16 protein-coding genes and 1 tRNA gene are annotated in these 18,812 nt (G+C 41.1%); 6 read left to right on the forward strand and 11 right to left on the reverse strand.

Going from position 1 to position 18,812, the window contains the following annotated elements; all coding sequences use genetic code 11:
- Positions 1-396: 396 nt before the first annotated feature.
- The 6 genes from PIECOFPK_RS02075 to PIECOFPK_RS02100 form a co-directional block, all read right to left on the reverse strand.
- Positions 397-1,161 carry an SDR family NAD(P)-dependent oxidoreductase gene (locus tag PIECOFPK_RS02075; protein WP_409966406.1) on the reverse strand — a complete coding sequence of 255 codons (765 nt, stop codon included), beginning with the start codon at positions 1,159-1,161 and terminating at the stop codon, positions 397-399.
- Positions 1,154-2,242: a mandelate racemase/muconate lactonizing enzyme family protein gene (locus PIECOFPK_RS02080; protein WP_409966407.1), complete on the reverse strand. Its 1,089-nt coding sequence runs from the start codon at positions 2,240-2,242 to the stop codon at positions 1,154-1,156. The genes PIECOFPK_RS02075 and PIECOFPK_RS02080 overlap by 8 nt, the downstream gene beginning before the upstream one ends.
- A gap of 557 nt (positions 2,243-2,799) precedes the next feature.
- A tRNA-Ile gene (locus PIECOFPK_RS02085) sits at positions 2,800-2,873 on the reverse strand.
- Between the two features lie 70 nt (positions 2,874-2,943).
- The gene (locus PIECOFPK_RS02090) at positions 2,944-5,355 is read right to left on the reverse strand and encodes a hypothetical protein (protein ID WP_409966408.1); all 2,412 of its coding nucleotides are present in this window, start codon (positions 5,353-5,355) and stop codon (positions 2,944-2,946) included.
- The gene (locus PIECOFPK_RS02095; protein ID WP_330974697.1) at positions 5,315-6,355 is read right to left on the reverse strand and encodes a hypothetical protein; all 1,041 of its coding nucleotides are present in this window, start codon (positions 6,353-6,355) and stop codon (positions 5,315-5,317) included. Before PIECOFPK_RS02095 ends, PIECOFPK_RS02090 begins: the two co-directional genes overlap by 41 nt.
- An 18-nt stretch (positions 6,356-6,373) precedes the next feature.
- Complete coding sequence (locus PIECOFPK_RS02100; protein ID WP_409966409.1) at positions 6,374-9,301, reverse strand: glycoside hydrolase family 3 N-terminal domain-containing protein; 2,928 nt, start codon at positions 9,299-9,301, stop codon at positions 6,374-6,376.
- A 285-nt stretch (positions 9,302-9,586) separates the two neighbouring features.
- Between PIECOFPK_RS02100 and mutL the strand changes: the two genes are divergently transcribed.
- The 5 genes from mutL (at position 9,587) to PIECOFPK_RS02125 (ending at position 15,429) form a co-directional block, all read left to right on the forward strand.
- Positions 9,587-11,434 (forward strand): DNA mismatch repair endonuclease MutL, encoded by a 1,848-nt coding sequence (mutL, locus tag PIECOFPK_RS02105; RefSeq protein WP_330974699.1) that lies wholly within the window; start codon positions 9,587-9,589, stop codon positions 11,432-11,434.
- 90 nt (positions 11,435-11,524) lie between these two features.
- The gene (locus PIECOFPK_RS02110; protein WP_330974700.1) at positions 11,525-12,307 is read left to right on the forward strand and encodes an alpha/beta fold hydrolase; all 783 of its coding nucleotides are present in this window, start codon (positions 11,525-11,527) and stop codon (positions 12,305-12,307) included.
- Positions 12,308-12,337: 30 nt separating this feature from the next.
- Complete coding sequence (locus tag PIECOFPK_RS02115; protein ID WP_330974701.1) at positions 12,338-12,997, forward strand: CBS domain-containing protein; 660 nt, start codon at positions 12,338-12,340, stop codon at positions 12,995-12,997.
- 70 nt (positions 12,998-13,067) lie between these two features.
- Positions 13,068-14,534 (forward strand): POTRA domain-containing protein, encoded by a 1,467-nt coding sequence (locus tag PIECOFPK_RS02120; RefSeq protein ID WP_330974702.1) that lies wholly within the window; start codon positions 13,068-13,070, stop codon positions 14,532-14,534.
- A gap of 7 nt (positions 14,535-14,541) precedes the next feature.
- Positions 14,542-15,429, forward strand: a complete 888-nt coding sequence (locus PIECOFPK_RS02125; protein WP_330974703.1) for an NAD kinase — start codon at positions 14,542-14,544, stop codon at positions 15,427-15,429.
- 19 nt (positions 15,430-15,448) lie between these two features.
- Here the strand turns inward: PIECOFPK_RS02125 and PIECOFPK_RS02130 are convergent, their stop codons facing one another.
- The 4 genes from PIECOFPK_RS02130 to PIECOFPK_RS02145 form a co-directional block, all read right to left on the reverse strand.
- Positions 15,449-15,715 (reverse strand): hypothetical protein, encoded by a 267-nt coding sequence (locus PIECOFPK_RS02130; RefSeq protein WP_409966410.1) that lies wholly within the window; start codon positions 15,713-15,715, stop codon positions 15,449-15,451.
- A gap of 133 nt (positions 15,716-15,848) precedes the next feature.
- Positions 15,849-16,178 (reverse strand): hypothetical protein, encoded by a 330-nt coding sequence (locus PIECOFPK_RS02135; RefSeq protein WP_409966411.1) that lies wholly within the window; start codon positions 16,176-16,178, stop codon positions 15,849-15,851.
- Positions 16,179-16,272: 94 nt separating this feature from the next.
- Complete coding sequence (locus tag PIECOFPK_RS02140) at positions 16,273-16,893, reverse strand: ribonuclease HII (protein ID WP_330974706.1); 621 nt, start codon at positions 16,891-16,893, stop codon at positions 16,273-16,275.
- Positions 16,890-17,801, reverse strand: coding sequence for a diacylglycerol/lipid kinase family protein (locus PIECOFPK_RS02145; RefSeq protein ID WP_330974707.1), 912 nt, complete (start codon positions 17,799-17,801; stop codon positions 16,890-16,892). The genes PIECOFPK_RS02140 and PIECOFPK_RS02145 overlap by 4 nt, the downstream gene beginning before the upstream one ends.
- Before the next feature lie 136 nt (positions 17,802-17,937).
- On the opposite strand from PIECOFPK_RS02145, the gene PIECOFPK_RS02150 reads away from it, so the two are divergent.
- Positions 17,938-18,288, forward strand: a complete 351-nt coding sequence (locus PIECOFPK_RS02150; RefSeq protein ID WP_409966412.1) for a phage holin family protein — start codon at positions 17,938-17,940, stop codon at positions 18,286-18,288.
- Between the two features lie 92 nt (positions 18,289-18,380).
- Here the strand turns inward: PIECOFPK_RS02150 and PIECOFPK_RS02155 are convergent, their stop codons facing one another.
- A complete protein-coding gene (locus PIECOFPK_RS02155; protein ID WP_330974709.1) occupies positions 18,381-18,812 on the reverse strand; it encodes a Fur family transcriptional regulator in 432 nt (143 codons plus the stop codon).

Genomic DNA, 18,812 nt, shown 5'->3' on the forward strand with positions numbered 1-18,812 from the left:
TCTGATTGATAGTCGAGCTTCCATTTTCCTATCAAAAATTCATAAAGATTTTTCAGCTATAAATTAAAAAAGCAAAGGGGCATACTCCAACTCTCCTATGGTTCTCCAAGAAGGCGTGAAAAGACGGCGCTATTACAACATTATAAATAAAAACACATAGACTATTATAAAAGATATTACTCTCATCCATACCGTGGTCACGGCAGATAGTAGAAACGTCTGTAAGTCGTTCTCAAGCCCACATTCATCAAGAATTATTCTACAGAAACTTCGGCATAATGGGGTTATTTGCGGAGCAGCCAGTAACATTCGAGAAGATTGGGGGATACTATACAGAAAAGATGTAGAAATGCTAATAAAAGAGTCTATACTATTGCTGCTTAATAATGATTTACTTTAGTATCCAAAAGCAAGTGCCCCACCATCTACACTGAAATCTTGACCGGTAATATAAGTAGCGGATGGAGAAGCTAGAAAACAAATCATTGCAGACAATTCGATAGGCTTGCCAAAACGATGCAAAGGCATCCGTGATAAAATTTTTTCTTTTCTGTCCGCATCCATTACCTGCAGGTTCATTTCAGAAGGAAACCAGCCAGGCGACACAGAATTTACCAAGATATTGTCTGCATTCCATTCAACGGCTAGGCCACGCGTAATACCTAATACGGCCGATTTACTTGAATTATAAGGAACTACTTCTGAAAAGCCCAGATAAGAAGCCATGGAGGAGATATTAATGATGCGCCCCACATGTTTGGATTTCTTCAAATAGGGATAAGCTGCCTGACAACAATAAAATACAGCATCGGTATTTACCCGATGAATGGCTTCCCAATCTTCTGCAGTGACGTGTTCTGCTCTCGTCCTTTTGGTAATACCTGCATTATTAACCAGCACATCAATACCATGCTGGTCGCCTATTTCTTTGAAAACAGCGCTTACTTCACTTCTATCCGTTACATCGAGTTTCTTAAATATCAGATTATCCGGTATTTCTCTTTCCTGCCTTGTTTTGATGTTCCCAGTACGATTAAGGGCATATACCCTCGCACCACATTCGGCCAGTGTAATAGCCTGATCTAGTCCCAGCCCACTTGATGCACCGGTTACAATAATGGTAATTCCTTTTAATGAGAAAAGTAGCTCAAGCTTATTCACGATACTTAAATATTTGGGTCAAGAATTGATCTTTAAATTGAAAACCCCATCCCGGTTCTGTACGAGGCTTTGCCATACCATTGCTAATTTCCAGAGGGTGATCAATAAGCGGATCTATCCAATCAAACGATTCGGCTCCTGCCCCATTAGGTATAGTACACAAAAGAGGAACATCATAGTCTTTATAATAATGTGGCAAAACAAGGATGCCGTAACTCTGTGCCAGTGCAGCACTTGCTTTCCAACCTTCTACCCCTCCCAAACGAAGGATGTCGGGTTGCCATATATCAATGGCATTTCTTATTAATAGCTCACGTAGCGGAACCATCGAGTATTCCCGCTCACCCATAGCTAAAGAAATTCCTGCTTGGTTTCGCAAAAACTGATATCCCTGAAAGTCTGTATGGTCTATGGGTTCTTCAAACCACTGAATATTTAGATCGCGGGCAGCTCTTGCCAGCAATAAAGCATTGGACACTGTCATACCCTGATTGGCATCCATCATAATATCTACATTATTTCCGACAGCCTCCCTCACCAGTCGCAACCTTTCTAGGTCTTCTCTCCAGTCTGGCTTACCAACTTTTATTTTTACAGCTTTAAAACCTCTATCTTTATAAGCCTTCACCTCTGCTATCAGCTCCTCAATCGAATAAGACAACCAACCTCCACTTCCGTATACAGGCACTTTATTTACCGATACACCCCACAATTTCCATATCGGCTGACCCAGTATTTTACCCCAAGCATCCCACATTGCAATATTAAATGCTCCTTGTGCCCAGCGATTTATACCTTCTTTGCCAAAGTATTCACTCGCCTCATCTGCTTTTTTCAAAACTTTAATGGTATCATGAACTTGCTCACCTACAACGAGACTTCCAATATCTTTTAATGCCCCAACAATGGCCTCCGGACTGTATTGAAAGCTCAGCAAATACGACTCACCAATAACTCCATTCGATACCTGTATGCGCAATACGATAAAGGAAAGTTCGGTAAGCGTATGCGTAGCATCGGCTATATTATAAGGAAGCTCTGCCTTGGCTGTATATATAGAATAATCTGTAATCGTATACATAATGGATATTTTGGCAGCAAATATAATACAGCCCTTCTCAAGGCTTTCAATAAATTATTATTAGCCCTTGAAGAATATAGCCTCTCCTATTTTCATCATCTCGATGTAAAGAAATGTACGTGTGAAAAAAGACTTCGTTAGCGAGCGATTATCTTAATAATAAACCTTTTAATTTTCCTGCGTGAATTATACAGGAAAGTTTGGCTTGTGAGGCCAAGGATAAAGTTATCCCATCGTTTTAAGTTGCCTAGAATGGTTATTATAATTATCGCTGCAAACTCGGAATATACTTTCTGCGTTTAATGCGCTTAATATGCTCCTCTATCTTTAAGATTTGACTGAAGATATCTCATACGATTGAAAAAGAAAAGCTTCCCTTCTTGTATGTTGGCCGTAAATGATTGGGCATAAAAGGTATTATTATGATGCTGAAGTCTTGCCTCTCATGGCGTCTGAGTAAAACCGATGTACCCTCACTGCTGATTTAGAGAATATCATAAGTCATAATAGCCTACATCCATAAAAAAAGCCCCAACAAACGCTGGGGCTTTCCATCGTGGTCCCACCTGGGCTCGAACCAGGGACCCCCTGATTATGAGTCAGGTGCTCTAACCGGCTGAGCTATAGGACCGATGCCGAAAAACGGCAAATTCTAAAAAAGAACTTTTGCTTAAGAGGAGGGCAAAAGTATAGAAAAATTTTTATTTCCCCACAAAATCTCTAAGATAGGAACAGCGCGTCAACGCCTCCTTATAAAATGCGGTTTGCCCGTATTGGGATTTCAATAAGCTGTAATATTTATTATTCATGAAATCAAAATAATATCGATCAGTTAGCTTTTCATATGTATCGTAATCCGCGTAATCTCCATAACGCGGTTTTGCCACCTGTTTCTGACTGCAGCGCGCCATCATAAACAAGCATTTGGCTTTAAACTCGGGATCTGCACTGGCCTCCAGTGCTTTTTTAAAATAAGATTCGGCCGTAGCAGCCGTGTAGTACTCCCGCTGAAAAGGAGTAGCATTTGGGGGAACGAAATAGCCATCTGAACCACTGCGAAAATATTCCACCAGATTCCAGGCATAGCCGTAGTAAGTTACATTGTAAAGTCCTAATGCAATTTTGTACAGATGTTGTGCTGCATTGGCTTTATCAGTTTTAGCAAGCTCATGTAGCTTTTTCATTTCAAGGGCGTAAGCGAGTTGAGTAGTGGTTACCGTATCTCCGGGCAGACGCTCTTCCCTGTCAAACCATAAATCGATAAACGGATTTTTCTCAATAATTCTTTGCTGAGGCAGCTGCTGCAGCCAGCTCACGGCTTTATCGTAATGATATTCGCGCAAATAAGCCGTACCTACAAACTCCTGAACATCGGCAAGCTTTATAGTATTGTTAGCTACCAGAAATGCTTCATATGGCGTAAACTGTTTACCGCTCAAAAAATCATAAAGCTTTTCAGCTTGCGGGCTATCAAAAGAATTACGCAAATAGCTGATGGCACTCTTATACCCTGCAATACCCAGACTTTCAGAGGAGCCCATGGCCAACAAAGTTTTTACACGATCGCCCTGTGCTTCATATCTTTTAGCCAGCACATCCATCATCAAGTTTCTGTAAAAGCGATACCATTGTGCGGGTTCGGAGTTGCTTTCATGCAACAACACCCCCTCGGAAGTTCTTCGCGTTCCTTCTGAAGCTTTTTCATACAACCATTTTATTGAGGGCAGTATATTGGCCTCAAAAGCCGCATCTATGACTTCCTGCTGACTAATAGTTACCAGCAGATTGGTAAGCATCCATTGGTCTTTCAAGCGAGGAGACAAAGACATTTGTCCTGCTTTGGTTAATAGTGATCTAGCAGTAGCAAAATCCTTCAGCATATACGCTCCATGCGCGGCAGCCAGATACATGAGCGCCGGGTCCTTCACCTTTTTCTCTGTTGCAATGTGCTGCAGAAAGTTCACAAAATCTCTTAAAGGTTCTTGTCTGATATGTAAAAGACTATCGCGCTCGGCTGGGGTGTAATAGTAGTAGTAATAATAATAAATGCCGTTTAACTGATCCTCGTATTCCTTGCTCATGCGCGGCGTTAGGTAATCTTCTTCATATTTGTTGATTTCTCTTACTACAAGCGTAGAAAATATATCAGCCGATGGCCAAAGACGATAAATGGATTTCAGTGTATTCAAATCTGGTTCAGGTGTCTGCAGCGCAAACAACGAAAGCATCTCTGCTTTTTCCCTATCGTTGCCGCACAATGATAGATATGATGCTCTGTCCGCCTCCTTGACCACAGCCCAGTTAAAACCGTAATAATTAGAAACTATTTTCACCGGGCTCATGTGAAAGGCTTTGGAAAAGAGATAAGCCGACTCTTTATGCTGTTTCAATCGGAACAAAGCTCCCGCCTTTAAAGCAAGGCTCATGGGCTGCAGGATGCTCTTCTCGGGATTGCCCGCCACCAGTTCATCATAGTATCTAATGGCATCCTGATAATGATTATTGTAATGCGCGAGTCGGACAATCTGATAACCATATTTCAACCTGAACAAATCTGTTTTTGCCACTTTATATAGTTGCAATCCGTTTTTGATAAGCTTGTCCATAGTAATACTATCGCGCGTTACCGGTTCCCACTCATCTGTAGGCAATACATGAGGCTCTACTTTTTTCGCATACAAAATATATCCGAGCGCTTCCAAGTCTTTTTTCTTGAGGAAAAATTGCGACATACCATTGCGACTAATTGAATCAGGAAGCGTCGGGGGCGTTTTTCTTTCAATATGATAATACAGGGTATGAATGTCTTTTGCAGGAAATTTCATGATGAAAGCTCTCACATCTTTCTCAGGCACTGTATTACCCGTAAATGATACCCATTCCTTTACCAGCGTTTCTTGCGTATTTACCGGCTCGTTATAATCGAACAAAAACAGTTCATTCGTATAAAAGAAAGGTCTATAGCGAATTTGTGATGTAGCGTATTGGTTAAAAAAGCTGATATAATAATCATAGGGATCTATGCCGCCTCCGCATCCGATGATATTCTGAGGAACAGATATCAACGCAGCACTAATAATGCTGCATACTGCGGTAAATACTTTCCAGCTCATGCGATGGATATTTACTTAAAGTTACTGAATCGCAATGATACAGTACCACACGTAATCGGGAAGCTTTCAATTTTTTATTTAGCAAGGAGGCAACGGCCTGCACGGTTTCAATATTGCTGTTTTCATAACGTAGCCTATCGCCGACTTTCAATCGTCGCCCATCCACTAGCGTATCTTCTATTACTTCGAAAAGGTTTTTATCTGTTTGACGAAACCGGCTTAATAATGAAGGTTTGATAGACATAAAGAGTCCGGCATATTTGTTATCGCGAAACAGCACATACCAATCGAAAAGTGGAAGACCAATATCTAACGGTAAAGGATATGTATCTATAGCTCCTGCATATTGCTGAAACTCCTTTACACTAATAATGGAATTCACCGCATCGCTCTGCTGTAGTGTACCCATATTATAGCACATCAACAAACCTTTCTGTACCGGAGGAATCCCCGCAGAGCCGGTGTATTTTACCTGATGTAGACGTATGGTAGCAGATAGCTCCGGCTCTGAGTACTCCCGCTTTATTTCCTCTAAAAAATAAAAATACTTGCGCCTAGTGGTAGTAGTCCAGTCGCAGTCCATTTGCACTTCTTTAAAAGTAGTCAATCGGTACAGTTGCTGATATTTTTTTATGAGCGAAGTGACATTACGCGCCAGCACTCGAATTGCAGTACTATCCAGCTTATAAAAAACCTCATTGGTGATAAATACCGTAGGAATAATATTGATATTTTTAAGAAAACCGGTATCCCTTACTACAAGCTTTGCAACGGGCGAAGCCCTTTGTGCAAGCTCATCCCACACCACATCAAATAACTTCACGTAAAGTGTACTTACCTGCAAGCTGTCGAGACGAAGTCTTTCAAATCCAGATAGCTGAAACTGGCTTTTCCAGTAATAAAATGCAGGCTCCACATGACGAGTATGCTGCCTACAGCTGCCGATAATACATACAATAATAATAGCAGCAAGTATCTTTATGGCAGGGCTCTTGTTCATCTGTCATCCTATAATAACTTAGGATATTCCTGTTACACCAAGTGCCCGATAAATAGCATCCTGAATTTGGCCGCGAATATCTTTACCATCGATAACTAGGCCTTGGCTATTGCGTGAAGGATACACTCTATTGGAAAGGAAAATATAAAGGATGTTATACTTAGGATCTACCCATACACAAGTGCCGGTAAACCCTGTATGTCCATAAGTTTGTGGTGAGGCTAGCTGGCTTGGATAGGGACGTTGGCGAGTGTCATTATCTTTTTCGGGCTTGTCAAAACCATAGCCTCTGCGGCTGATGCTGCTACGATAAGCCGTAAAATTTTGTATGGTTTCCCATTTCAGAAAACGACGGCCGTTCAGCTCTCCTCCGTTCAATAACATCTGATACAGTTTACCAAGATCGTATGCACTGGAAAACAAACCTGCATGACCAGCAACACCACCTCCCAAAGCTGCGCCTTCATCATGTACTGTGCCATGAATCAATTGATTGCGAAAACCATACTCTATTTCGGTAGGTACAATTCGTTCGAGAGGAAAACGTTCCAAAGGGCGATACCCTGTAGTAGTCATGTGCAACGGAATATAAAAATTATCCCGAACGTATTCTTCCAATGCCTTTCCGGATACGGTTTCCACAATTTTTCCCAGAAACCAAAAATCGTTATCGCTATATTCGTACTTTCTACCCTGTGGTACAACAGGACTTTGCAAGATACTCGCCCAGATGGTATCCTTCCAGTCGTCGCGTATGTAAAGGTTTCTAGCTACAGGTGTGGTAAACCCGGGCTCCGGAGCAGAACGATAAAGATCAGTTCTAGGATTGCCATCCTCATCAAGGGTGGCTTTATAAAAAGGAATGAAAGGTACCATACCGGCCTGATGCAGCAATATGTTTTCCAGAGTCAGATCTGCTTTGTTCGTTTTTCGAGTAAACGGTAAATAGTCCTTCAGCTTTTTTTTTAAATCTACCTTTCCCTCTTCCACCAGTTTCATGATGGATACCGTTACTGCCGATATTTTAGTAACCGAAGCCAGATCAAAAATACTGTGGAGCTGCATAGCAGGAGCATTTTCGAACTCATAGTTTCCGAAAGCTTTGTGATAAACAATCTTGCCGTCTTTGGCAGCAAGTATTACACATCCGGGAAAAGCTCTTCTATTGATGCCAGCTTGTGCCAGCGAATCAACTTCAGCAAAACGCTCGTCGCCTATAGGCTCTAATATTGCCGTTTCGGGATTTGTAATAATTTTTCCATCGCCGGCTTTATAGGCACACACACTCATCGGCAACGACCCCTGAGCGACAAAGTCGCCGCGAAGCCAGTCTGCCGCTACATTTTGAAAGATATCATCATCTTCATAACATACTACTAAAGATTGGGCTCCACAGAGGCTATTTATGGCCAGTGGGTTACCAAACACCAGAGTAATAGCATTGGTTTTATTCAATGCATACCAGCTTTTCAGTGCTTCCTGAGTGATGCCATAATTGTTGTTCTTGGTATTTCTCAAGGTAAGATCATGAAAACCGATGATCACATCATCATACTTCCCTTCCTCAATTGCTTTTACCACCATGCCTCCTTTACTAGCAGGCTCGTTGTATTTGATATAAAACACATCAGCATTAAAATCTTTTTTCAAACGCTCCCCCAGAGCTTTGTTTTCCTTTGTACCGAATCCCACATAAGCAATCTTACGATCCTTCTTTAAAGGCCAAGAGAAAAACTCATTTCTGAAGGTAGTAGTATTGGTAAGTTTCAATAGTGTCAAAGCGTTTTTGGCCACTTCCTGTCTGATAGCATTGGTTTCTGCATTTAGGTCTGCTAGCAAATTGTCCAGCACTACGGGCTGCTGATGAGCCAAGCCTAAATTATATTTTGCCCTCAATACTTTCTTTACTTTAGCTTCAATATCTTTCCAAGAAAGGCGTTTCTGCTTGATAGCTTCTTTCACTGCATTAATCGTTCCTTCTACACTTTCGGGCAGGCATAGCATATCATTACCGGCAATCAGCGCCTCCACGGCAATGGTGCCACCAGGAAAGAATTTTGCCACACCTTTCATCTCTAGGGCATCGGTAAAAGTAAGCCCGGTAAAGCCTAATTCGTTTCTGAGAATACCGTTTACAGCATTAGCCGAAATAGAGGTAGCACGGTTTTTTCCTTTTTCAATAGAAGGTACAGAAAGATGCCCTACCATTACACTTTGTACGCCAGCCTTAATCATTTCACGGAAAGGATACAGCTCCATATCGTCTAGTTCGGCACGCGATTTATTAATCACTGGTAAATCCAAGTGTGAGTCTACATCTACATCACCATGTCCGGGAAAATGCTTGGCACAAGCCATAATGCCGGCATCCTGCATTCCCTTCATATAAGCCACACCCATTTTGGCAACACGATATTTATCTTCTCCAAATGAGCGAAAGCCGATAACAGGATTATTGGGATTATTATTAATATCTACTACTGGAGCATAGTCTACATGCACTCCTAGACGTTTGTGCTGCGCACCGATGGCTTTACCTGTACGATATACCAGCGAAGGATCAGCGACGGCACCTAGCGTCATAGCATAAGGATATTGTGTAACACTGTCTAGACGCATACCTAAACCGTACTCACCATCGATAGTAATAAGAATAGGAGTTTTGGCAATGCTCTGATAATAATTGGTCAGTTTTGCCTGTCTTACCGGACCTCCCTGAAAAAAGCAAATTGAACCTACGTTATATTTCTTAATACTGTTAACTACATTAGGCTCTACCCCTTTATTGGAATAAGCCCTAATAATAATCAGTTGGGCGATGCGTTCTTCATTGGTCAATTTCTTATAGGTTTCTTCCACCCACTTATGAGCTGCGGCATCATTTTGTGCATAGGAAAAAAAAGAACAGGCTGTAGCCAGCAAAAACAAACCAAACTTTTTCATCATTACTATTTTATAGGTGCATTACAAATGTAACGCCTAATATTTATAAAATGAGAGGAAATGCAGAGTACATTCTACTATTTCAACACGTCTAGCGACATGTGTCAAAAAATTATAAGGATCGTTAGGCAAGAAAATTTTTTTAGATTTCTTTTCTGTATAGAGTAATATTTTTATCGCTAAATGTATTCTCTGTACTTTTTCTTACAATTCATTTAAAACTTGCTGCAGAAGGTTTTCGCTTTTGTATTTTCCTCGTACCTTCGTCTGTTCAAAATTGTAAAGACATTGTCTGACAAAATCGTTTTATTACCCGATAATATTGCCAATCAAATCGCTGCCGGCGAGGTGATTCAACGCCCTGCCAGTGCAGTAAAAGAGCTATTGGAGAATGCTGTAGATGCAGGCGCTACGGAAATAAAGCTGATTGTATCCGAAGCCGGCAAAACCTTATTGCAGGTTATTGACAATGGTTGCGGCATGAGCGAAACCGATGCTCGTATGTGTTTTGAACGGCATGCTACCTCCAAGATTAAGAACATCGACGATCTGTTTCATATCAAAACAATGGGATTTCGGGGCGAGGCATTGGCTTCTATTGCAGCCGTAGCTCAAGTTACCCTTAAAACGCGTCGCGAAGAAGACGAGGCCGGTACTTTACTAGAAGTTGAAAACAGCGTGGTACAAAGACAGGAACCGGTAGCCACACCCAAAGGCACCAATATTGCCATGAAAAACCTGTTCTTCAATATTCCGGCTCGACGCAACTTTCTAAAAAGCAATGCGGCCGAAATGCGGCACATTGTAGAGGAGTTTACAAGGGTAGCCATGGCCTTTCCTGAAATTCGGTTTACACTTACTTCTAACGGACAAGAACTGTTTTATCTGGAAAAAGGCAGCCTGAAGCAGCGTATCGTACAACTGCTAGGTAATAGCTACAATGCCAAACTGGTGGCTGTAAACGAAGAAACAGACTATATGAATATTCACGGTTTTGTGGGCAAACCCGAAACCGCTAAAAAGACACGGGGCGATCAATATTTCTTCGTCAACAACCGCTTCATCAAAAGTGCTTATTTGAATCATGCGGTGATGTCGGCCTATCAGGAAATGATTCCGGCAGACAGTTTTCCCATGTATGTGCTGTTTATCGATATTGATCCTAGTCAGGTAGATGTAAACGTGCATCCGACCAAACAGGAAATAAAATTTGAGGACGAAAAAATTGTATACGCCTTTGTGCAAGCAGCCGTAAAACATGCGCTAGCACAGTTCAGTATCACGCCTACGCTTGATTTTGATCTAGACGCCTCTATTCAGCAACTACCTTCGGTATCACAACCTTTTACACAGGACAAAAAAGAAATCGTCACAACTTCGCCGCTTTATAAAGGGTTTACGCAAAAAAATCAGGCTCATTTTATCGACAGACCTTCCGCCTCGGAGCTAAAGCACTGGAAAGATTTTTACGAGCCTATTCAAAAAAAGCCTGTTTTTTTCGACCATCAAGAAGAAAACTCCGCACCCACATTCATCAGCCCCCCAATTAGTTCGGGTTTTACTGTGGATGAAAATACGGAATTGGCACAAGTACTACAGTCGTATATCCTTTTTCCCACCACGGAAAGCTTTTTGCTGGTAAATCAGCAAGCAGCACATGAAAGAGTATTGTACGAACAGATGAGTCTAGCCTCGGAGCAGCAACCCATTACGGTACAAAGGAGTATGTTTCCTATCACATTGGATATTACGCCCAGCGATGCCGTCATTCTCAACGAATTGCTGCCACATTTCAAAATTTTGGGTTATCTTATAGAGCCGTTTGGGAAAAATAGTTTTGTAATCCAAGGTACCCCTGCCGACTTGGAGCCGGGCCAAGAAAAACAGATTATCGATTTTACCATCGAGCAATACAAACATTTCAACAGTGAGCTTAAACTCAGCCAAAGAGAAAAACTGATTCGCTCGCTGGCCCGACAACGTGCTGTAAAAACCGGTACCCGACTTACCGAACAGGAAATGAGACAATTACTAAAAAATCTTTTTGCCTGCTCTGTATACAATATTGCTCCTAATGGCAATCCCATTTATCTGGAGTTTAAAAAAGAACAGATAGAACGCATGTTTGGGCGCTAATGTCTATTTTAGCTGCTTCGGACAAAAAAATTAGTAATTGGTGTAGCAATTATTAAAATCAATATATTAGCAGCGATAATGATACTATAGATGCAATACGAAATAAAACAACACGACAAATTCAGTTTTATTGAGGAAGGAGAAGGACAACCCCTCGTGTTGTTGCATGGTCTTTTTGGTGCATTGAGCAACTTTACCGAGCTTATTCATTTCTTTAAGCGTTATAATAAGGTAGTTGTTCCAATGCTTCCGCTGTTGGATATGGATATTTTGCATACCAGCGTAAGCGGATTAGCCAAGTATCTGCACAAGTTTATCGAACTGAGGGACTATAAAAATATTCATCTACTAGGTAACTCATTGGGCGGCCACGTAGGGCTAGTATACCTGTTGAAATACGAAAACAAAAATCGTGTGAAAACGGTAACCCTTACAGGTAGCTCAGGACTCTTTGAAAGTGCCATGGGGGATAGCTACCCCAAAAGAGGCGATAGGGAATATATTCGCAAAAAAACAGAGTATACTTTCTATGACCCGGCTATGGCTACCGAAGAGTTGGTAGACGAGGTTTTTTCCATCACCAACAATCGCCTCAAGGTTATCAAGATTATTGCACTAGCCAAAAGTGCTATCCGCAACAATCTTGAAAAGGAATTACAAAATATTCAAATTCCGGCCCTATTGATATGGGGAAAAAACGACAATGTAACGCCTCCCTTTGTAGCCGAGGAGTTTCATAAGTTGTTGCCCAATAGCGAACTGCATTTTATAGACAAATGTGGCCACGCCCCCATGATGGAAGTTCCCGACGAATTCAACCGGATATTATTTAATTTCCTAAAAAAACACTCCGCGATTGCAACAGAAGCCTGAAGATTTTAGTCTTATAATAAAAAAGGCACTATGTTAGTAAATAATTTATCCTACGAACAACTACCTCAGATCCGGTTGTCTGACAGGGTAGATTATGTTCTGGAACAAATGTACCAATGCCATGTACAGGAACTTCCGGTGGTGGAAAATGAGGAGTTCGTAGGATTGATACGCGAGGAAACCCTACTGAACGCCGATGAAACCCAGATCATTAAGGATATCGCACACAAACTCATCCAAATATCCATTAATGTCAATGACCATCTGTTAAAAGCCGTGTCATTGGCAGTAACGTCACACCTGAGCATCCTGCCGGTTACTGATGTAGACCATCATTTTAAAGGGGTTGTAGAATCTTCCAAACTACTAGCAGAAGTTGCCGGATTTATGGAACTGGAAGAGCCCGGCGCACTTATTGTTCTGGAAATTGACTCCATACAATACTCCTTCTCAGAAATTACACGGCTTGTAGAGTCTAACGATGCCCAGATTACGCAACTCAACACTACCCGAGATAAGGAAACAGGAAAAATGTTCATTACGCTTAAGGTAAATAAGCTTGAAGTATCGGATATTGTCGCTACCTTTCAGCGATACGATTATCAAGTAAAATACTATTTTGGTGAAGAGCTGTATGCCAATGAGCTGAAGAGCAACTATGAGAACTTGATGAGTTATCTCAACGTTTAATGCACCACCAGTAAGTATCACTGAAGATCTGTGAGGTAGCATGCATTTTATTAACATTAAAAAATATTTGTTGTGGCTCTTAATAATTTTCGGCACCTGTACAACAGTTGTTGCTCAGGAGGATACTACACGCATTGAACACCAGGAAGATATTGAAAGCAATCCTTCTCCCATTGCACCTAACAGCTTTAGTCTCGACAGTCTAAAAGATATCATTGGCGATAAGCAACTTTACGTTCGTAGTATCATCATCGAGGGCAATAAACGCACACGTCCGGCCATATTACTTCGCGAGCTACCTTTTAAGGAAGGCGATAGTGTGCGCTTATACCACTTGCCCGAAATCTTTGCGCAGTCCAAAATACAAATCATGAATACCACGCTTTTCCACCGTGCGGAAGTATTCATAAAAAATGTTGAGGATGCCAATATCGATGTAGGCATTTTTGTAAAGGAAAAATGGTATATCTATCCAATTCCTTATGTAAAACCTATCGACCGCAACTTGAACGAATGGCTTTTTGAAAACTCAGCCAGTATTCAAAGACTTGATTATGGTATTAAACTGAACTATGATAACCTTACCGGAAACAACGACAAACTGCGCTTTTTTCTGATTACCGGTTATACACGACAACTATTACTGAGCTATACTACACCCTATGTAGATAAAGACATGAAATGGGGTGCCAGCATTAATCTATCGCTTGGGAAAACGCATGAAATCAATGCCACTACTCTTAACGATAAACAGCTATTTATAAAAGATACCGCCGATTATATCCGCAACTTTTTCAAAGGTACCGTTGAGGCAACCTATCGTCCTGCTTTTTTCACTAAACACTTTTTTGGCTTTGGTTACAATGTGGTGCGAGTGGGAGATTCCGTTCTTATCACCAATCCCAATTATTTTAAAAACGGAGCAAAGAAAGTTTGGTATCCGGAGTTTTACTACCGGCTTCTCTACCAAAACTTGGATTATATACCCTACCCCACCAGCGGTCATGCAGGCGAGTTATTTGTTACAAAGCAAGGAGTAAATTCCAAACACAACCTCTGGCAAATTACGGCTAAGGCGCAAGGCTACTGGCATCTGGGATATCGAACCTTTTACAATATTTCAGCATTAGGTACAGTAAAGTTTCCCTTCAAACAACCTTATTATAATTTACCAATTCTGGGCTATAACGATATGAACCTGCGCGGCTATGAACCTTATGTGGTGGACGGTGTAGCCGGAGGACTCGTAAATGTGACGCTTTTCAAACAGCTTACTAATTTCAGTTTTAGTATTCCAGCCCTCAGATGGCTTACCGACCGTTTGATCCCATTAAAGATATATGGAAAAGTTTACGGCAATGCCGGTTATGTGTATCATCCCGAACCGGGTGATAACAGACTGCCCAATCGATTGTTGCTGGGTGGAGGTGTAGGCTTTGATCTATGGACCGTAAACGACTTTACTTTTAAGTTTGAGTTTTCGTTTAACCAATTAGGACAAAACGGGTTATTTTTACATAAGAAGACATTATTTTAATCAAGGAATGAAAGTAGCGGTATACAGCAGAGGCATCGCCCCCTCTACATACGAGGATGTTAAAACATTCTTCGAAGAACTGAGGCATTACAAACTCAAGTATGTGCTTTATAAACCCCTGTATGAAGAACTAAAAGAGCCTTTGAACCTGAGCGACCGCACACCTACTTTTACCGTATCGGAAGACCTTGACAGTGATGTGGAGTTTATTATAGGACTGGGAGGAGACGGTACTTTACTAGATACCATCACGCTGATTAAGGATAAACCCATTTCGATAATGGGAATTAACTTTGGCAGATTGGGCTTCCTCTCTAGCATAGGACGCGATAATCTGGCCCTTGCTATAAAAGCGCTGGCGCTTCGCACTTATATCAGTGAAAAAAGAACACTCATACATGTAGATGCAGATGTCCCCATTTTTGGCGATATCCCCTTTGGTCTCAACGAATTTGCCATTCACAAACGCGATACTGCATCAATGCTGAAAATTCACACTTACATCAATGGTGAGCTGCTCAATACATATTGGGCCGACGGCATCATTGTATCTACGCCTACGGGCTCTACAGGTTACTCATTAAGTTGTGGTGGACCTATTGTGTTTCCAGACTCTGAAAACTTTGTCATCACACCTGTAGCCCCACACCACCTCAATGTGCGCTCGCTGGTAGTGAACGATAACAGTATTATTTCTTTTGAAATCGAGAGCCGATGGGACGAAATTATCTGTGCGCTGGATTCTCGTAAAGAAATTATTTCCAAAAACGTTTCTCTAGCCGTACGAAAAGAAAAGTTCTCCGTAAATCTGATTCGCTTAAGTGAGAACAATTTCTTGCATACCATTCAAACCAAGCTCATCTGGGGACTTGATAGAAGAAACCCTTATCCCTAATTTGTCCAGCATCAGTTTTTTACAGCACTATGGGAGGTAGATTAATAACTACTACCCTTTGGGGATGGGTGCGATAATACTTGTTGGAATAATAGTGCGGATGTGGAGGATGCACTTTTCTTTTTATATGATGCTTATGCGCCTTCGCTATCTTTTTATGATGTTTGTGAATCACCTTGTGCGGATGTGGAGGATGAGGCGGCAAGGGAGGTCTTACTTGCGAAAATGCATCACTATAAATCAGCGTAAACAATACAACCGATGCGATTACTATAAGTTTTTTCATACCGATAAATTTTACCAATCAACTAATAAATGTTTTATCCTTCCTACTTATAGACAGGTATAATTATCTGTATGGTTGCATTGTATATGCCTCCCCATCTGCGTTGGACGGGCATTAGCTGATACTCAAAGAATTATTCGTCTTCTTCATCAGCTTCTTTTTCTTTTTTCTTTTTCTTAAAAGGACTAGGAGGCTTAGGAGGACCGCTCTTTTTTACAGTCTCACCTTTTTCTTTTGCTTCTTTTTCGGCTACACGTTTTTCATGCTCCGTCTTCCAAAAATCACGCTGCGCTTCACCGAAACGTCGCATGGCCGATTTTTTCTTCTCATGCCGACTTTCTGGATCTTCCGACTTTTTAGCAGGTTCAGCTTTTGTTTCTTCGGAGGAAGATTTCTCTGCAGACTGAGCCCACACCGTACTCGTAGCAAAACCTAAGAAGGCAATCATTAAAAATGCTTTCATCTTACAGTGTTTTTAATAGGTAACTAAATACGACAATCTTTTCCACTTCAAATATTTTGCCTAAATACCCTAAAACCTAAAGCTGTCCGAAATTTTACTCGAAAAAACTTAATTGAGATGGTGTAATACGAAAACTTTTGCGATGATGAATGGAGAGCCCGTTGTCTTCTATGGCTTTTCGGTGCTCGGCAGTACCGTATCCTTTATTGGCGTACCAGTTGTACTGCGGAAATTGCTCGTGCAGTTGGCACATATATGCATCTCTATAGGTTTTAGCTAAAATACTGGCTGCTGCTATATGCGCATAGCGGCCATCGCCTTTCACAATACACTGATGTGGAATGTTTTGATAGGAGATAAAATAATTACCATCCACCGAAATAAATTCAGGGCGTATATGTAGTCCGTCTAATGCCAGATGCATGGCTTTTTGAGATGCTTTAAGGATATTAATACTATCAATTTCATCTACATCTACCATGGCCACACTGTAGGACAGCGCATGTTCTTCTATATAAGTTTTCAGCGTTTCTCGCACCTTCGCTGATACTTGTTTGCTATCGTTTAGCAATGGATGATAAAAATCTTCGGGTAAAATAACTGCAGCTGCAAATACAGGTCCGGCGTAGCAGCCCCTACCCGCCTCATCACATCCGGCGTCGAGTACTCCTTGTTGATAACGGTTGGGCAATGTTACACCTGCATTCTTTTTCATATAGATTTTTTTCCTACGAGCAATTTAAAACAATCGGGCTGTATAACCACATGCAATTTGTATTGCGTTTCCGCAGGATCACCATCAATATGCACCGGCGCATTATCGATATTCTCTATCGTTAATTCATCCGTCTGAAAATAAATCACGCCTTTGTTGGCATCGATACTTTCTTTCGCCTGTAAAGAATTTAGCCCACCAACCTGTTTAATCGTATTGTACAACAGCGTAAACTTAGGCTGGTCAGTAACGATAACGACGTCCAGCAAGCCATCGCTGAGCGATGCTTTAGGAGCAATGGTAAAATTATTGCCAAACTGATTACTGTTAGCGATACTGATAAAATAGGCACTGGTAGAAAAACTCTTATTCTTAAGCTTAATCTTAAACGAATAGGCTTTAGCTGAAAAAAAATTGGTAAATATTTTTTTTATGTACGTTGTAAGTCCGCGCTGATTGGCTTTTGCAAAATCATGCGCTACCTGTGCATCGAAGCCAATGCCGCATAACATGCAAGCAAAATGCTTGTTCACCCGGAAGCCATCCACACGATGGGCCTGATTATTAAAAATCACATCCAGTGCTTTGTGTGGCGTTTTAGGAATGCCGGCACTAAAAGCCAATCCGTTTCCCGAACCGCATGGGATGACACCAAACTGAATGGGCAAATGCATCAGACTATCAACCACCTGACTTACAGTTCCGTCTCCTCCTACAATGACGACATCGGTAATACCTTCTTCAATTATTATCTGCTCGATATAAGAATAATCCCCGCTGGCTACCGAAGGCATAAATTGAAAATCGATGCCTGCCTTTGCCGTTTCCTTCGCAATGATGTTTTGAACACGTTGTTTTGAACGTGTACCCGAAATCGGATTGATGATATATATAATCTTACGATGCACGGTGCAAATGTATTTTATATTCGATATATATGTGGAGCTCGTTTACGTGGGCACACGTTTGTTCTTTTAATGTGAAAAGATGAATATCAAATCATTCAGCGATAGTATTTATCTTTATACTCTAAAACTAAGTTAAATGAACTTCATTTTAAAAGTGCTGATTACCGGGGTTATAGCATATTTGCTGCAGGGTATTTTGAGCGGCGTGCATTTCAAAGACATGAAAACAGCAGCACTTTTTGCGCTGGTTTTGGCACTCTTGAATGCTGTTGTAAAGCCCATTCTAGTAATTTTAACCATTCCGGTGACGATGATTACGCTGGGGTTATTTTTACTAGTAATTAATGCATTAATGGTAATGCTAGCAGAAAGTTTTTTTAATGGAGCTCAGGTAGATGGATTTTGGTGGGCACTGGCATTCAGTATTTTACTATCGATAGGCTCCTCCATCTTATATTCGCTTTTGGGAGGTGGTTCTAAAAATTAACAAAAGGCTGCTGAAAATTTTTGGCAGTCATTCTAAAATATTCTAGCTTGCAAACAGTCAAAACATTAATCAGAAGTCTTGATGTTTCTACATCAGGGCTTTTTTATTGCAGCACAATCTTTACATATACCTTTAGCAACAACTTCCACTTGTGATAGAATATAGCTTTCGGGCAAATGCACTTGCGGCGTTATCACATTATCTAAACAATAGGTAGTATTACATCGTTCGCATACAAAATGTATGTGATGGTCATGATGATGGCCCTCGGTACATTCGTTTCTACACAAAGCATATTTCACTGAATTATCTGTAGAAGGAATAACATGAATGAGTCCTTTTTCCACAAATGCCTGTAGGGTGCGGTAAATGGTAACTCTATCGAAATGTTCTCCTGTACCTTTTTCAATATCTGAATGAGCGAGTGCCCCATCGCTATCGAGAAATAACTGCAATATCTTCTGCCTTCCCGGTGTAACGCTGAGGTTACTTGCTCTCAATATGGATGCAGTATCATTCTTCAT

Source organism: Chitinophagaceae bacterium C216 (genome assembly GCA_028485475.2).
Taxonomy (GTDB): Bacteria; Bacteroidota; Bacteroidia; order Chitinophagales; family Chitinophagaceae; genus Niabella; species Niabella composti.

What these genes read in the sequence shown, in the direction of transcription:
- PIECOFPK_RS02080 (WP_409966407.1), bottom strand. Translation starts at nt 2,242, where the DNA reads ATGTATACGATTACAGATTATTCTATATATACAGCCAAGGCAGAGCTT.
- PIECOFPK_RS02090 (WP_409966408.1), bottom strand. Translation starts at nt 5,355, where the DNA reads ATGAGCTGGAAAGTATTTACCGCAGTATGCAGCATTATTAGTGCTGCG.
- PIECOFPK_RS02095 (WP_330974697.1), bottom strand. Translation starts at nt 6,355, where the DNA reads ATGAACAAGAGCCCTGCCATAAAGATACTTGCTGCTATTATTATTGTA.
- PIECOFPK_RS02100 (WP_409966409.1), bottom strand. Translation starts at nt 9,301, where the DNA reads ATGATGAAAAAGTTTGGTTTGTTTTTGCTGGCTACAGCCTGTTCTTTT.
- PIECOFPK_RS02110 (WP_330974700.1), top strand. Translation starts at nt 11,525, where the DNA reads ATGCAATACGAAATAAAACAACACGACAAATTCAGTTTTATTGAGGAA.
- PIECOFPK_RS02115 (WP_330974701.1), top strand. Translation starts at nt 12,338, where the DNA reads ATGTTAGTAAATAATTTATCCTACGAACAACTACCTCAGATCCGGTTG.
- PIECOFPK_RS02125 (WP_330974703.1), top strand. Translation starts at nt 14,542, where the DNA reads ATGAAAGTAGCGGTATACAGCAGAGGCATCGCCCCCTCTACATACGAG.
- PIECOFPK_RS02130 (WP_409966410.1), bottom strand. Translation starts at nt 15,715, where the DNA reads ATGAAAAAACTTATAGTAATCGCATCGGTTGTATTGTTTACGCTGATT.
- PIECOFPK_RS02135 (WP_409966411.1), bottom strand. Translation starts at nt 16,178, where the DNA reads ATGAAAGCATTTTTAATGATTGCCTTCTTAGGTTTTGCTACGAGTACG.
- PIECOFPK_RS02140 (WP_330974706.1), bottom strand. Translation starts at nt 16,893, where the DNA reads ATGAAAAAGAATGCAGGTGTAACATTGCCCAACCGTTATCAACAAGGA.
- PIECOFPK_RS02150 (WP_409966412.1), top strand. Translation starts at nt 17,938, where the DNA reads ATGAACTTCATTTTAAAAGTGCTGATTACCGGGGTTATAGCATATTTG.
- PIECOFPK_RS02155 (WP_330974709.1), bottom strand. Translation starts at nt 18,812, where the DNA reads ATGAAGAATGATACTGCATCCATATTGAGAGCAAGTAACCTCAGCGTT.